Raw genomic sequence first — 14935 nt, forward strand, 5'->3', positions numbered from 1 at the left:
ACTTCTATGTCGATAAATACTGATGAAACGACTTGGCAGACGTTTAAGCGTCTATGGCAATTTATTCGCCTTTATAAGTCAGGTCTTGTCGTTGCAGTCATTGCATTAGTTATTAATGCCATATCAGATACCTATATGATTTCCCTGCTAAAACCACTACTCGATGAAGGTTTTGGGAACGCTGAATCTGATTTTTTACGCACGCTTCCATTGATTATTTTTGCCATGATGTTCATCCGTGGCATAAGTGGATTTGTCTCCACCTACTGTTTGAGCTGGGTATCTGGCAACGTAGTTATGCAAGTCCGTCGCATGGTGTTCAATCACTTTATGCATATGCCAGTGTCATACTTTGATAAGGAAAAGACGGGCAACTTATTGTCGCGTATAACCTACGACTCAGAGCAAGTATCAGCGGCAACTAGCCAAGCGTTGGTGAGCATTGTGCGTGAAGGCGCAAGTATCATTGGTCTGTTAGTCTTGATGTTTTACAACAGCTGGCAATTGTCGCTAGTGCTGTTTGCTGTTGCTCCTGTTGTGGCATGGGGTATTGGTGTTGTTTCTAAACGTTTTAGAAAAATATCCAAAAATATGCAGACCATGATGGGTAACGTAACTGCATCAGCAGAGCAGATGCTGAAAGGCCATAAAGTTGTGTTGAGCTATGGCGGCCAAGACATCGAACGTAAACGATTTGAAAAAGTCAGCAACCAAATGCGTCAACAAAGCATGAAGTTGGTGACGGCTCAAGCGGCGGCTAACCCTATCATACAAATGATTGCATCACTTGCAATTGTTGCCGTTCTTTATTTGGCAAGTATTGATTCGATTAAAGAGCAACTGACTCCTGGTACATTTACTGTTGTCTTCTCTGCAATGTTTGGGCTGATGCGCCCACTTAAAGCGCTGACTAACGTTACTTCTCAGTTCCAACGTGGTATGGCCGCGAGCCAAACGCTCTTCGCGTTAATTGACCTCGAGCCTGAGAAAAACGAAGGTAAGTTGACAGTTGAACGCGCAAATGGCGATGTTTCAGTTAAAAACGTAAGCTTTACTTACACTGGTGCAGAAAAACCAGCATTGGAAAATGTCAGCTTCGATATTCCAAGAGGAAAAACGGTGGCGCTAGTTGGCCGTTCTGGCTCAGGTAAAAGTACCATCGCGAACTTGTTCAACCGCTTCTATGATGTTGACAGTGGATCTATCACATTAGATGGGCATGATATTCGTGATTACGAGCTAAAGAATTTACGCCAGCAATTTGCACTAGTATCGCAAAATGTTCATTTGTTTAATGACACGATAGCAAACAATATTGCGTACGCAACGGATGGCCAATATGAGCGTAGTGATATCGAGAAAGCGGCAACACTCGCGCATGCGATGGAGTTCATCGGCAAAATGGATGATGGACTTGATACCATGATTGGTGAAAATGGTGCTAGCTTGTCTGGTGGTCAACGCCAACGTGTTGCGATTGCGCGAGCTCTATTGCGTGATGCTCCAGTGCTGATTCTTGATGAGGCAACTTCGGCTTTGGATACCGAATCCGAGCGAGCTATTCAAGCTGCACTTGATGAGCTGCAAAAAGACAAAACGGTACTTGTAATAGCGCACCGCTTATCCACAATCGAGAAAGCCGATGAAATTCTTGTGGTTGATGATGGTGCCATCATTGAACGTGGCAACCACGCTGAGCTTATTGAGAAAAATGGTGCGTATGCACAATTGCACCGTATTCAGTTTGGTGAATAAGCGCGGTGATTGAAAAAATCTGGTTTGAAAGCCATCCAATAAAATATCTCTTGTGGCCGCTTTTGTGGCCACTGAGTTTATTATTTGGAGCGATAAGCAAGTCAAAGCGAAAGCAATACCAAACTGGCCGCAAGCAAGCTTATAATGCGCCTATACCTGTTGTTGTGGTTGGCAATATCACTGCTGGTGGCAATGGTAAAACACCAGTTGTTGTGTGGCTTGTTGAGCAACTACAGCAAATGGGCTTTAAGCCGGGGGTTGTTTCTCGTGGTTATGGGGCAAAGGCTCCTGCCTATCCGTTAGTGCTAAAAGAAGATACGCCAGCGAAGCATTGTGGCGATGAACCTAAGTTGATTCATCGCCGTACAGGAGCACCTGTTGCGGTAGATCCTGTGCGTTCAAATGCAGTGAAAGCACTGCTAGATTTGGATGTGGATATCATAATTACGGATGATGGATTACAACATTATGCGTTAGGCCGTGATATTGAGTTAGTGATTGTGGATGGGAATCGCCGGTTTGGGAATGAAAGCCTGATTCCATTAGGTCCTTTACGTGAAGGTATTGAGCGACTTAAAGAAGTCGACTTTATCATCACCAATGGCGGTCAAGCGCATACGGGCGAAATCGCAATGGCTTTAGCACCCTCTAAAGCTATTAATCTTAAGACTAAGCAACATGTGGATGTCTCGGAGTTGAAAGATCTCGTCGCATTTGCGGGCATTGGGCATCCTCCGCGTTTTTTTCATACACTAAACTCGATGAACGCAGATGTTAAAGTCACAAAAGGTTTTGCTGACCATCAAGACTTTGATCAACAAGAATTAGAAGCATTGGCTCAACAAGGGACCAATGTGATTATGACCGAGAAAGATGCCGTCAAGTGCAGCCATTATGCGCAAGATAATTGGTGGTATCTGCCTGTATCTGCCCAGTTTGAGTCAAACGATGCAGAGCAAATTTTAAATAGAATAAAAGAGGTTAAAGCGGCTTATGGATCACCGTCTACTTGAGATTGTAGCTTGCCCTGTTTGCAAAGGTAAGCTGACGTACGATAAAGATAATCAAGAGTTGATCTGCAAATTGGATCGCCTTGCTTACCCGATCAAAGAGGGTATTCCAGTTCTGCTAGAGCCTGAAGCTCGCACTATGAGCATGGATGAGGGACGCTAATGTCTTTTACGGTTGTCATCCCTTCGCGCTACGCATCGAGCCGTTTGCCTGGTAAACCGCTAGCGGATATTGGTGGTAAGCCTATGGTTCAGTGGGTTTATGAACAAGCGCTACAAGCGGGTGCGGAAGATGTCATCGTTGCAACTGATGACGAGCGTGTTGCGAAAGCGGTTTCGTCATTTGGTGGTAAAGTTTGTATGACCTCTCCCCACCACGAATCAGGTACGGAGCGTCTTGCCGAAGTTGTTGAAAAAATGGCTATTCCGTCAGACCACATTATTGTTAATGTGCAAGGGGATGAGCCTTTGATTCCGCCGTCCATCATTCGTCAGGTTGCTGATAACTTATCTGGGTGTGAAGCCCCGATGGCGACGTTAGCTGTAGAAATAGACTCGGAAGAGGAAGTGTTCAACCCGAACGCTGTTAAAGTTGTCGCAGATGAGCAAGGTTATGCGATGTACTTTAGTCGAGCAACCATCCCTTGGGATCGCGATAACTTTGCTAAACAAGACAAAACCATTGCCAACCCATTAATGCGTCATATTGGTATTTATGCTTATCGAGCTGGTTTCATTAATACGTATGTCAACTGGGCACCAAGTGCATTAGAGCAGATTGAGTGTCTTGAGCAACTGCGAGTGCTTTGGTACGGTGAAAAAATTCATGTGGCGGTAGCGAAAGAAGCACCAGCAGCAGGCGTTGATACGCCCGAAGATCTAGAAGCCGTGCGCGCGATTGTTGCAAAGCAAGCGTAACAAATGCTCAGATAGATTTAAGAATAAACAAGGCTCCTGAATTAGGAGCCTTTTTGTTTTACTTGTATCGAGGTATTAGTTAAATGTTAGTGTCGTATTGGTTCCGTTTAGGGCAGGTCGCTAAGACTTCTCGGTGACCGGTGTCTTTCACTTCTTGGAGAATGACATCAAAGCCCCATAATCGATACACGTGCTTTAGAACTTCTTCGTAACTATCATCAAGTGGGATGCGGTTGTGAGGAACGTACTGCAACGTAAGCGAGCGATCACCACGGACATCGACATTAAACACCTGAATGTTTGGCTCAAGATTAGATAAGTTATACTGAGCGGCTAGGGTTTCTCTAATGCGTTTATAACCCATCTCATCGTGTATCGCAGCGACTTCAATAAAGTTCTTATGATCATCATCGTTGATCGCAAACAACTTGAAATCACGCATTAATTTCGGAGAAAGGTATTGGCTAATAAAGCTTTCATCTTTGAAATTATGCATCGCGAAATGCACTGCATCTAACCAGTCGGTTCCTGCTAGGTCTGGAAACCACTCTTTGTCCTCATCAGTTGGTTCTTCACAGATACGCTTAATATCTCGGAACATGGCAAAGCCTAACGCGTAGGGGTTAATGCCATTAAAGTAAGGGCTGTTATAAGGTGGCTGAGCCACGACACTGGTGTGGCTATGTAAGAACTCTAGAATGAATTTTTCAGACACCAAGCCCTCATCATAAAGATGGTTGAGTATGGTGTAGTGCCAGAACGTTGCCCAGCCCTCATTCATAACTTGCGTTTGTTTTTGCGGATAAAAATACTGACTGATCTTACGGACGATCCGAACAACTTCACGTTGCCACGGCTCTAGCAACGGCGCATGTTTTTCGAAGAAGTAGAGCAAGTTTTCCTGAGGCTCGCTTGGGAATCGCTCTTTGATGTCTTCCTCTTTCGTCTTGGCTGTCGGTACGGTGCGCCAAAGCTCATTAACTTGAGATTGTAGGTATGCTTCGCGTTCTTCTTGTCTTGCTTTTTCCTCTGTAATTGAGATTTTCTCTGGACGCTTGTAGCGGTCTACACCAAAGTTCATTAACGCGTGACAAGAGTCGAGCAGCTTTTCCACTTCTTTTACGCCATATCGTTCTTCACATTCGGCTAAGTACTTTTTGGCGAACAGCAGATAGTCGATAATAGAACTGGCGTCAGTCCACGTTTGGAATAGGTAGTTACCTTTGAAAAAAGAGTTATGGCCGTAACACGCGTGCGCTATCACGAGTGCTTGCATTGTTACCGTATTTTCTTCCATCAAATAAGCAATACAAGGGTCGGAGTTAATCACAATCTCGTAGGCTAACCCCATTTGACCATGTTTATAGTTCTGCTCTGTTTGAATGAATTTTTTACCAAATGACCAGTGGTTGTAATTGATTGGCATGCCGATACTTGAGTAGGCATCCATCATCTGTTCTGAAGTAATCACTTCTATTTGGTTAGGGTAAGTGTCTAGGCGATAATGCTCCGCGACACGCTTAATTTCTTTGTGGTATCGCTCTAACAGCTCAAATGTCCAATCTGGTCCATCTGGCAACACTTTACTGTTACGCTTCTTAGGCGCCTCTCCTGAGAGGTTTCTCGTTGCGGTATTCATCGCTAGCCTCCTTACGCCGTTTCTTTTTGGAATAGTTCACGAAAGACTGGGAAAATATCCTCCACAGAGCGAATGTTTTTCATTGCGAAATTAGGAAACTCTTCAGTGAGTTTTTCGTACTCATGCCATAGAGTTTGGTGCGATCGCCGCGTGATCTCTATGTAAGAGTAATACTGACAGTTTGGAAGTAATTTGTTCACTAACAGATCCCGGCATCTTGGCGAATCATCTGCCCAGTTGTCACCGTCGGATGCTTGAGCTGCATATATGTTCCACTGACCAATCGGGTATCGCTCTTTTACTATTTCATCCATTAACTTGAGCGCGCTAGATACAATGGTACCCCCGGTTTCTTGTGAGTAGAAAAATTCGTGCTCGTCCACTTCCTTCGCTTGGGTATGGTGGCGGATAAAGACGACTTCGACATTCTCGTAGGTACGAGTTAAGAACAAGTACAAAAGAACATAGAAGCGTTTTGCGATGTCTTTCGTTGCCTGGTCCATCGAACCGGATACGTCCATTAGACAGAACATTACCGCTTGGCTCGATGGTACCGGGCGTTTCTCATAGTTCTTGAAGCGTAAGTCGAAGGTATCGATGAACGGCACGCTTTCGATTTTCTTGCGCAGTTCTTCAATTTCAGCCTTCAAGCGGTTCTCTTCAAACTGCTGAGCAGGTTCAATATTTTTGATGCGAGCAAGTTCGTCTTCTAACTCTTTAAGAAGTCGTTTCTTACCAGCAGTCATTGCAGTACGGCGCGCAAGAGATTGTTGCAGAGAACGAACTACGGCGATATTGGAAGGGATACCGGCAGTTTGAAAGCCTGCACGGTGTGTTTTCCATTCAGTGATTTTGGCAATTTGGTTTTTTTCTAGATTAGGCAGCTCGAGATCTTCAAACAAAATATCGAGGTACTCATCTTTTGATATTTGGAATACAAATTCGTCTTGGCCTTCTCCATCTGGACTGGCGTTTCCTTCTCCAGAGCCGCTACCTTGACCGCCACCTTTGGGACGCTCAATTTTATCACCAGTAATGAATTGATCGTTACCGGGATGAACTCGTTCGCGAACACCACCTTTGCCTTGATGAAATATAGGCTCATTGATGTCTTTGTGAGGGATAGAGACGTCTTCGCCCGTTTCCGTATTCGTAATCGAGCGTCGATTCACTGCGTCTGCTACCGACTCTTTTATTTGCTCTTTGTGGCGCTTCAAGAAGCGCTGTCGATTAACAGCGCTCTTGTTCTTGCCATTGAGCCTTCGGTCTATAAATTGCGCCATGAAATAGCCCTCTTCATGTTTCACAAGCGACCTAACTCAATACTGGGTTAGGATGACTTACGTACTCGTAGGTACCACTCAGAAAGTAGGCGAACCTGTTTCTCGGTATAGCCTTTTTCCATCATGCGAGCGACAAAGTCGTCGTGCTTCTTCTGATCTTCAGAAGAGGTTTTCGCATTAAATGAGATAACCGGAAGTAGCTCTTCGGTATTGGAGAACATTTTCTTCTCGATTACTGTGCGCAGTTTTTCGTAGCTGGTCCAAACCGGGTTTTGACCATTGTTATTCGCTTTCGCACGAAGCACAAAGTTAACGATTTCGTTTCGGAAATCTTTCGGGTTAGAAATACCAGCTGTTTTTTCGATCTTCTCTAGCTCAGCATTCAGTGAAGAGCGATCAAATAGCTGACCAGTTTCTGGATCTCGGTACTCTTGGTCTTGAATCCAGAAGTCTGCATAGGTGACATATCGGTCGAAGATGTTTTGGCCGTATTCAGAGTAAGACTCAAGATAAGCGGTCTGAATCTCTTTACCGATAAATTCAACGTATCGAGGTACTAGGTAGCCTTTCAAGAACTCGAGATATTTCTCTGCTGTTTCAGCAGGGAACTGTTCGCGCTCAACCTGTTGTTCAATCACATAGAATAGATGTACAGGGTTGGCTGCCACTTCGGTTTGGTCGAAGTTAAATACGCGTGACAAAATCTTAAAGGCAAAACGTGTTGAGAGACCGTTCATGCCTTCATCGACACCAGCATAATCACGATACTCTTGATAGCTTTTTGCCTTTGGATCCGTATCTTTCAGCGTTTCACCGTCGTATACGCGCATCTTAGAGAAGATGGACGAGTTTTCAGGCTCTTTAAGTCGAGAAAGAATACTGAATTGTGCCAGAGTCTCGAGCGTGCTTGGTGAACAAGGGGCTTGAGACAACTCACTGTTTTCAAGAAGTTTTTGGTAGATTTTGACTTCTTCTGAAACACGTAGACAGTAAGGTACTTTCACAATATAAACACGGTCCAAGAACGCTTCATTGTTCTTGTTGTTACGGAAGGTCTGCCACTCAGATTCGTTTGAGTGAGCCAGAATCATACCGTCGAATGGAATCGCAGAAAGGCCTTCTGTACCGTTGAAGTTGCCTTCTTGCGTTGCTGTTAACAGCGGGTGAAGCACTTTGATTGGTGCTTTGAACATCTCAACGAATTCCATTAAACCTTGGTTTGCTTTACACAGCGCACCGGAGTAGCTGTAAGCGTCTGGATCGTCTTGCGAATAGTGTTCAAGCTTACGAATATCGACTTTACCAACCAATGATGAGATATCTTGGTTGTTTTCATCGCCTGGTTCAGTTTTGGCAATACCGATTTGGTCAAGGATAGAAGGGCGTACTTTCACTACTTTAAATTTGGTGATATCACCACCAAACTCGTGAAGACGTTTAGCGGCCCAAGGAGACATGATCGAGCGAAGATAACGGTGCTCGATGCCATACTCTTTTTTCAAAATATCGCCATCTTCTGTGGCTTTGAATAGGCAGAATGGATGGTCATTCACTGGGCTGCGTTCGCCGTTAGCAGTAAGAACATAAATAGGCATCTGTTCCATCAGAGCCTTAAGCTTTTCTGCAAGCGAAGACTTACCGCCACCTACAGGGCCGAGTAGGTAAAGAATCTGCTTACGCTCTTCTAGGCCTTGCGCCGCATGTTTTAGGTAAGACACAATTTGTTCTATGGCATCTTCCATGCCATAAAAGTCTTTAAAGGTTTCATAACGAGAGATAACACGATTCGAGAAGATTCGGCTTAGTCTCGGATCTTTTGCCGTATCGATTATCTCTGGTTCACCAATCGCCATCAGTAGGCGTTCTGCTGCATTAGCATAAGCGCTTTTGTCATCTTTACACAGGGCTAAAAACTCCTGTAACGACATCTCTTCATCTTTTGCAGCTTCATATCTTGATTGATAGTGGTCGAAAATACTCATGTCGCTTTCCCCTTTAATAGTCAGTCTACCGACGAACGTTGATTCAGGCTTTCCACCAACAGTTATGCTCGTTGTTGTTTGAATATACGTCCTGTTATCACATTTGGTTCGTACAGAATGTAAGATTGGCGACACCAAAGACTTTGCTTTATGGACGGTTTTTTCGTTACAACGGTGAGCGGTGGATATGAATTTTTCAATCACAGCCTTTCTCTACTTAAGCCTAGTCGGGGATTTGCAATTTTGCTTAACAATTATGAATTTATTGTAAAAGTGACATTTGAATCACTCTTTTATTAAGGACGAATTTATGTCGTGAATAGGTGCAATAGAAATCAAATATTTGGCAAAGACAGAAGAGTCTCAGTGATTCGTTGTTCTACATTGAGCAAGGTAAGTGAAAGAGGTAGGAAGAGAGCAAAGTCTTAGATAAGTTTGTGACAGGGTAAATAACAAGGAGAGCGGGCGCTCTCCTCATCTTAGACGACCATTTTATGCGCTGAAGATTTGCGCTAGTTCGTTTTCACATAAATGATACTGACGAGGGCAGTTACGCCAAGTTTGCAGCATACGGCGGTATTTATCTAGCATCGGCATTTGGCTGTTAAAGTGATGATCTGCCTTGTCAAACTGAGGGTACAAACCTTCAGAATCGATGAGAAAACGTACGTAATGTACTTGTTGCGCTTCTGAAGCGATATCAAATCCCAAGAACTTCAAGCGGCGCTGATCTACGTTGCTGCGGTCTTCATCGTCTAGCATGTTGTAAGATTCTTGCATCGCATGATACATCTCCATAACGTCGATGATCTCACGACATTCTGCTTCTGAGAGGCAGCCGAAATCTTTGTTCAACTCTCGCATTTGTAGTTCATAACCACGTTCAACGATCGTTTGTAAGCGTTTGTATTTGGCCGCATTACTTGGATCAAGTTGAGACATAAGGTTGTATTGGTTTGATAGAATCAAACGTTGAGCGTTTGACATTTCCATGGTGACCTCACTAGATATCTAATACATTTTTAATGTGCTTAGGTTAACGCTTAAGACATGAGTGAAACATGATCTCAACACATATTTAATACTAAAAAATGGCAAGAACTGTCACTTTTGACCAGTTTGAAAACACTTATTTATGGTAATGATTGTATATGTAGTCTCGGTCTGAAAATACTCTCAGCCACTCTGGCTTGAATACGGTTAAAACCGCCAGTGCCATACCATTTAATAGACCTTCTGGAAAGGCGAGCAACGGCACAAAAACAAAGTAGTTATGTTGAATGGTTTCCCAATCGTAGTGACCAACTGATAGGTGATAAAAAGAGTTAATGATGAGGTGCAGACTTCCTGTTATCGCGCCATTGAAAAATCCAGCAACGAAGATGAAAACAAAAATGTTTCGTGGCAAGTAGTGGTAACTCAGAAGAAACACTAAGTAACTAATGAAAATCGGAATTAGGGCAGATAGAACTAACGACGTGGGTAAGAGTAGCAAGGACACATCATGTAGTAGGTGGTTGACCAGCATTGCAGGGATACTGAGTAGAAATGCCATACGCCAACCATACATCATCGTCAGCGTTGTTAGTGCAAGAAAATGAATCTGTAATCCTTCTTTTACACCTGCTTGAGCTGTCCATAAAATACTGAAAAAGAAGAGCGTTGCAAAAACGAGGTGCTGAAATCCTTTCTCTTTTTCCAGTTTGGGCCAAACGACTTTTTTCCAATCTGGTAGGCAGTAGACTACTACTATCCAAATTGAGACAACAAGAGAGCCTAAGTTAAACAAATCCATGTTACTTCCTTCCTATGCGCACATGACGCAATCATTTCTATCGTTCTTTTTCTACCTAAATGACCGCAGAGAAACTCACTGATAAGGCTTAGATATAATCAAAAAAATACCAGCAATAAGCTGGTATTTTAAAGAGGTTAGTCTTGCGGTTCACTTAGTATTTTACGTTATCGTTGTATTGAGCAAGAATGGATTGAATTTCATCCATGGTTTCTTTCGGTGGCGGGTTTACGCCTTCGAGTGGGTATTCTAAGCCTAACGCTTCCCACTTATGAGCCCCTAATTTGTGGTAAGGAAGTAACTCGACCTTTTCGATGTTATCCATGTCTTTAATAAATTCACCAAGCATGTGTGCTGCTTCTGGGTCATCTGTGTAACCAGGCACGACGACATAGCGAATCCATGTTTTCTTTCCGATTTTTTGTAAGTAACGAGCAAAGTCCAATGTGCGTCGGTTGGATACACCGATGAGATCTTGGTGCACTTCGTCTTTCATGTGTTTGATGTCAAGCATGACTAAGTCTGTTGCATCCAGTACTTCATCGATAACATCAGTGTGCTTACGAACATAACCGTTAGTATCTAGACATGTATGAATGCCTTCGGCTTTAGCAGCGCGGAAAAAATCACGTACGAATTCCGGTTGAAGCATCGCTTCGCCGCCAGAACAAGTAACGCCACCACCTGATGCATTCATGAAGTGGCGGTAACTTTTCGCTTCGGAAATGATTTCTTCAACCGTGACTTCTTTGCCATCATGCGTGTCCCAAGTATCGCGGTTATGGCAATACTTACAGCGCATTAAACAACCTTGCAAGAAGACGATAAATCGAATACCAGGTCCGTCTACGGTACCACATGACTCAAATGAGTGAATACGACCAGCTGTTGACATCTTTTGCTCTCATTACTAGTAAATTCTAGCTGTTATTTTATTACAAAAAGCAGGGTTAAAACAGCTTTGTCGGTACTAAAGGCAAGGTTATTTGAAGAAAGAAAATAGATGGAGCCAATCTACATAAACGCTTGAACACGAGGTGGTTAATACCTACCCCGAGAACTTGCCGTGTATCTAGATTGACTTCGATGCTGGGATAATCCAGTTTTTAGAAAAAGGCGAACACGGAGAACGAGCCTGTCCCATAAACATCGGTTTGGGCTTCTTCATAATCCGGTGTTTTAATTGTAAAGGTGATGCTTGCACCGTAATTTTGGTTGTACCAAGATACCCCCGCGACGGCACTTGCTTGCCAATTTTGCAGTGTGGCGTCGTATGGCGCTGACGGTTCAGGAATGCCAGGACGATCTCCTTCGATAGTCATGTCATTAAAGCGGTAACGACCTTCAAACCCGGTGAACAAGAACCAACTCGACGTATTCTGAGCGATCATACTTGCTGAAAAAGGGCTTTCGACACTGATATTGGCGGCTCCGATGCTATTCGCTAGGTTTGTACCCCAACGAAACATGACGCCTTGAGAGACATCACTACGGAAGTTACCCGCATTGATGTCGTTAATGTTGGTGATCTCCCATTGTGTTTTTTGTTCTTCGCTGCGCATCAATTTGTTAAATACGCGGTAACCAAGGCTGAACGCAACTTTATCTTCAATCTGGTAATCCCAACCTTGAGGGTCCGTCGATCCTGTTATGCCGTGAACGATTTCTTGCGCCTTTTCTGATAGCGAACTTTCACCCGTAGCTCCTATGGTGAAATTGTACCGTACAGCTTTGTCACTCGTTAGGGAAAGGTAGTTGATTTCGGTGTGTAGGTAACCGGCATATGGGCGATCATTGATTAGTGGATAATCGGCTTCAATGTCGCTTGGAGTCCACATTTTGTGGCCAAGAACCAACTCTATTTTATCGATATTGGCGTGCTCTGAGTTAGCTAGACTCAGCCATTTCCATTGGCTTTCTTGTATCAGTTGGTCTGTCGCGTACGAAAGGAATACACCATTCGTATAGTCTTGATCGACGCCAAAAATACCATCGTTGTCGATGGTAAAAGAAACCGTAGACTTAGTGGATGCTATTGCAACTGGAGAAAGAAGGGTAAGAATAATTAATTTACTAAATCTCATAGACTTTATTTGCTAACTTTTTTCGCATCATACGTAAGAATGCGGGCAAAAGTCTTTCGCGATATCACAACTTTCATTCAAGAAATAAAAAAAGGCTGATGCTACTTAGCATCAGCCTTTGTTGTATTACTAGAACGTTATTTCGCTATAGTCTTATAGAGACTCAGTGAATGTACGTGCGATTACGTCAGCTTGTTGCTCTGCAGTTAGAGAGTTGAAGCGAACAGCGTAACCAGATACACGGATTGTTAGCTGAGGGTATTTCTCTGGGTGCTTAACTGCGTCTTCTAGAGTTTCACGGTTAAGAACGTTCACGTTTAGGTGTTGGCCACCTTCGATACCCGCTTCGTGGTGGAAGTAACCATCCATCAGACCAGCAAGGTTAGCGCGTTGTGAACCCTCATCTTTACCTAGTGCGTTAGGTACGATAGAGAATGTGTAAGAGATACCATCTTGTGCGTCAGCAAACGGCAGTTTAGCAACTGAAGTTAGTGATGCTACAGCACCTTTCTCGTCACGACCGTGCATTGGGTTTGCACCTGGAGCAAATGGAGCACCAGCACGACGACCGTCAGGCGTGTTACCAGTTTTCTTACCGTAAACCACGTTTGAAGTGATAGTAAGAATTGACTGAGTAGGGATTGCATCACGGTAAGTCTTAAGCTTACGGATTTTGCCCATAAATACAGAAACAAGTTCACATGCAATGTCATCAACGCGTGGGTCGTTGTTACCGAATTTAGGGTAATCGCCTTCGATTTCGAAGTCGATTGCTAGACCGTCTTCGTCACGAATTGGCTTAACTTTTGCGTATTTAATTGCAGATAGTGAGTCAGCTGCAACAGATAGACCAGCAATACCACAAGCCATAGTACGCTTAACGTCACGGTCGTGTAGAGCCATTAGCGCCGCTTCGTAGCTGTACTTATCGTGCATGAAGTGGATAGCGTTTAGTGCAGTCACATATTGTTTCGCTAGCCAATCCATGAAGTGGTCCATTTTCTCCCACAGTTCATCGTAGTTAAGAACATCGCCTTCGATCTTAGGCATTTGCGGGCCAACTTGGATTTTTAGCTTCTCATCCACACCACCGTTGATGGTGTAAAGCATTGTTTTCGCAAGGTTCGCACGAGCACCGAAGAACTGCATTTGCTTACCAACAACCATTGGAGATACACAACATGCGATCGCGTAGTCGTCAGAGTTCATGTCTGGACGCATTAGGTCGTCATTTTCGTACTGAATAGAAGAAGTATCGATAGATACTTTCGCACAGAACTTCTTGAAGCCTTCAGGTAGTTGCTCAGACCAAAGAACAGTGATGTTTGGCTCTGGAGAAGGACCCATAGTGTATAGTGAGTTTAGGAAACGGAAGTTTGTACGAGTAACTAGCGTACGACCGTCAAGACCCATACCACCCATAGACTCAGTTGCCCAGATAGGGTCGCCAGAGAATAGATCATCGTACTCAGGAGTACGTAGGAAACGAACCATACGTAGTTTCATTACGAAGTGGTCGATCATTTCCTGAGCTTGTTCTTCAGTTAGCTTACCAGCCGCGATATCACGTTCGATGAAGATGTCTAGGAACGTAGAAGTACGACCTAGAGACATAGCCGCACCGTTTTGAGATTTAACAGCAGCTAGGTAACCGAAGTAAGTCCACTGAATAGCTTCTTGCGCAGTTTCAGCAGGACGAGAAATATCACAACCGTATTTTGCCGCCATTTCTTTGATTTGACCTAGAGCACGGTGTTGCTCTGCGATCTCTTCACGAAGCTGCATTGTCATTTGTAGGTCTTCGCCGTTCTCAAAACGCTCTTGTAGAGAAGAGAACTGCGCGAATTTATCCTTCATTAGGAAGTCAATACCGTATAGAGCAACACGACGGTAGTCACCGATGATACGACCACGACCGTATGCATCTGGAAGACCAGTCAGTACGCCAGATTTACGACACGCCATGATTTGAGGAGTGTAGATATCGAAAACGCCTTGGTTGTGAGTTTTACGGTATTCTGTGTAGATTTTTTTAACTTGTGGGTCTAGCTCGCGGTCGTAGGCTTTGCATGAACCTTCAACCATGCGGATACCACCGTTAGGGATGATCGCACGTTTTAGAGGAGCGTCAGTTTGAAGACCTACGATAGTTTCTAGGTCTTTTTCGATGTAGCCTGCATCGTGAGCAGTGATGGTAGAGATAACTGAAGTATCAAAATCAACAGGAGCGTGAGTCGCGTTCTCTTGTTTGATGCCTTCCATTACCTTAGCCCAAAGCTTGTTAGTCGCTTCAGTACCTTCAGAAACTAGGAAAGATTCGTCGCCTTCGTACGGAGTGTAGTTCTTCTGAATGAAATCACGAACGTTTACTTCGTTTTGCCAGTCGCCTGCAGCAAAACCTTCCCAAGCTTTAGCAAATTGCTCTGCCATGACATACCTACCTTTTTAGTAGAAAAAAATACGTACTGC

At 43.9% G+C, this 14935-nt stretch carries 12 protein-coding genes; 4 read left to right on the forward strand and 8 right to left on the reverse strand.

What is annotated here, in order from left to right; translation table 11 throughout:
• Window positions 1–6: 6 nt before the first annotated feature.
• The 4 genes from msbA to kdsB are packed head-to-tail and all read left to right on the forward strand — an operon-like array spanning window position 7 to window position 3683.
• Window positions 7–1755, forward strand: a complete 1749-nt coding sequence (msbA, locus tag R7Q39_RS02760) for a lipid A ABC transporter ATP-binding protein/permease MsbA (RefSeq protein ID WP_042522131.1) — start codon at window positions 7–9, stop codon at window positions 1753–1755.
• 5 nt (window positions 1756–1760) lie between these two features.
• Window positions 1761–2768, forward strand: coding sequence for a tetraacyldisaccharide 4'-kinase (gene lpxK, locus R7Q39_RS02765; RefSeq protein ID WP_054729263.1), 1008 nt, complete (start codon window positions 1761–1763; stop codon window positions 2766–2768).
• Window positions 2749–2928 (forward strand): Trm112 family protein, encoded by a 180-nt coding sequence (locus R7Q39_RS02770; RefSeq protein ID WP_005378451.1) that lies wholly within the window; start codon window positions 2749–2751, stop codon window positions 2926–2928. Before lpxK ends, R7Q39_RS02770 begins: the two co-directional genes overlap by 20 nt.
• The gene (gene kdsB, locus R7Q39_RS02775) at window positions 2928–3683 is read left to right on the forward strand and encodes a 3-deoxy-manno-octulosonate cytidylyltransferase (RefSeq protein ID WP_053349434.1); all 756 of its coding nucleotides are present in this window, start codon (window positions 2928–2930) and stop codon (window positions 3681–3683) included. Before R7Q39_RS02770 ends, kdsB begins: the two co-directional genes overlap by 1 nt.
• Window positions 3684–3762: 79 nt before the next feature.
• Here kdsB and R7Q39_RS02780 read toward each other — a convergent pair whose 3' ends face one another.
• The 8 genes from R7Q39_RS02780 to pflB all read right to left on the reverse strand — a co-directional run bounded on the left by R7Q39_RS02780 (window position 3763) and on the right by pflB (window position 14896).
• Window positions 3763–5322 (reverse strand): SpoVR family protein, encoded by a 1560-nt coding sequence (locus tag R7Q39_RS02780; RefSeq protein WP_005378449.1) that lies wholly within the window; start codon window positions 5320–5322, stop codon window positions 3763–3765.
• Window positions 5323–5333: 11 nt separating this feature from the next.
• Entirely contained in the window at window positions 5334–6605 is a 1272-nt protein-coding gene (locus R7Q39_RS02785) for a YeaH/YhbH family protein (RefSeq protein WP_005378448.1), read from the reverse strand.
• Window positions 6606–6652: 47 nt separating this feature from the next.
• Window positions 6653–8587 (reverse strand): PrkA family serine protein kinase, encoded by a 1935-nt coding sequence (locus R7Q39_RS02790; RefSeq protein ID WP_005378447.1) that lies wholly within the window; start codon window positions 8585–8587, stop codon window positions 6653–6655.
• Window positions 8588–9079: 492 nt separating this feature from the next.
• Window positions 9080–9580, reverse strand: coding sequence for a YfbU family protein (locus R7Q39_RS02795; protein WP_005378446.1), 501 nt, complete (start codon window positions 9578–9580; stop codon window positions 9080–9082).
• Window positions 9581–9716: 136 nt separating this feature from the next.
• Complete coding sequence (locus R7Q39_RS02800) at window positions 9717–10382, reverse strand: energy-coupling factor ABC transporter permease (RefSeq protein WP_005378445.1); 666 nt, start codon at window positions 10380–10382, stop codon at window positions 9717–9719.
• Between the two features lie 154 nt (window positions 10383–10536).
• Complete coding sequence (pflA, locus tag R7Q39_RS02805; protein WP_005378444.1) at window positions 10537–11277, reverse strand: pyruvate formate lyase 1-activating protein; 741 nt, start codon at window positions 11275–11277, stop codon at window positions 10537–10539.
• Between the two features lie 211 nt (window positions 11278–11488).
• Entirely contained in the window at window positions 11489–12466 is a 978-nt protein-coding gene (locus R7Q39_RS02810) for a lipid A deacylase LpxR family protein (RefSeq protein ID WP_318075754.1), read from the reverse strand.
• Between the two features lie 153 nt (window positions 12467–12619).
• Entirely contained in the window at window positions 12620–14896 is a 2277-nt protein-coding gene (pflB, locus tag R7Q39_RS02815; RefSeq protein ID WP_005378442.1) for a formate C-acetyltransferase, read from the reverse strand.
• Window positions 14897–14935: the final 39 nt, after the last annotated feature.

The organism is Vibrio sp. 947 (assembly GCF_033339115.1).
GTDB lineage: Bacteria > Pseudomonadota > Gammaproteobacteria > Enterobacterales > Vibrionaceae > Vibrio > Vibrio alginolyticus.

Bases quoted from the DNA above. Each gene is read 5' to 3' on its own strand.
- msbA (WP_042522131.1), top strand. From the start codon at position 7: ATGTCGATAAATACTGATGAAACGACTTGGCAGACGTTTAAGCGTCTA.
- R7Q39_RS02770 (WP_005378451.1), top strand. From the start codon at position 2,749: ATGGATCACCGTCTACTTGAGATTGTAGCTTGCCCTGTTTGCAAAGGT.
- kdsB (WP_053349434.1), top strand. From the start codon at position 2,928: ATGTCTTTTACGGTTGTCATCCCTTCGCGCTACGCATCGAGCCGTTTG.
- R7Q39_RS02780 (WP_005378449.1), bottom strand. From the start codon at position 5,322: ATGAATACCGCAACGAGAAACCTCTCAGGAGAGGCGCCTAAGAAGCGT.
- R7Q39_RS02785 (WP_005378448.1), bottom strand. From the start codon at position 6,605: ATGGCGCAATTTATAGACCGAAGGCTCAATGGCAAGAACAAGAGCGCT.
- R7Q39_RS02790 (WP_005378447.1), bottom strand. From the start codon at position 8,587: ATGAGTATTTTCGACCACTATCAATCAAGATATGAAGCTGCAAAAGAT.
- R7Q39_RS02795 (WP_005378446.1), bottom strand. From the start codon at position 9,580: ATGGAAATGTCAAACGCTCAACGTTTGATTCTATCAAACCAATACAAC.
- R7Q39_RS02800 (WP_005378445.1), bottom strand. From the start codon at position 10,382: ATGGATTTGTTTAACTTAGGCTCTCTTGTTGTCTCAATTTGGATAGTA.
- pflA (WP_005378444.1), bottom strand. From the start codon at position 11,277: ATGTCAACAGCTGGTCGTATTCACTCATTTGAGTCATGTGGTACCGTA.
- R7Q39_RS02810 (WP_318075754.1), bottom strand. From the start codon at position 12,466: ATGAGATTTAGTAAATTAATTATTCTTACCCTTCTTTCTCCAGTTGCA.
- pflB (WP_005378442.1), bottom strand. From the start codon at position 14,896: ATGGCAGAGCAATTTGCTAAAGCTTGGGAAGGTTTTGCTGCAGGCGAC.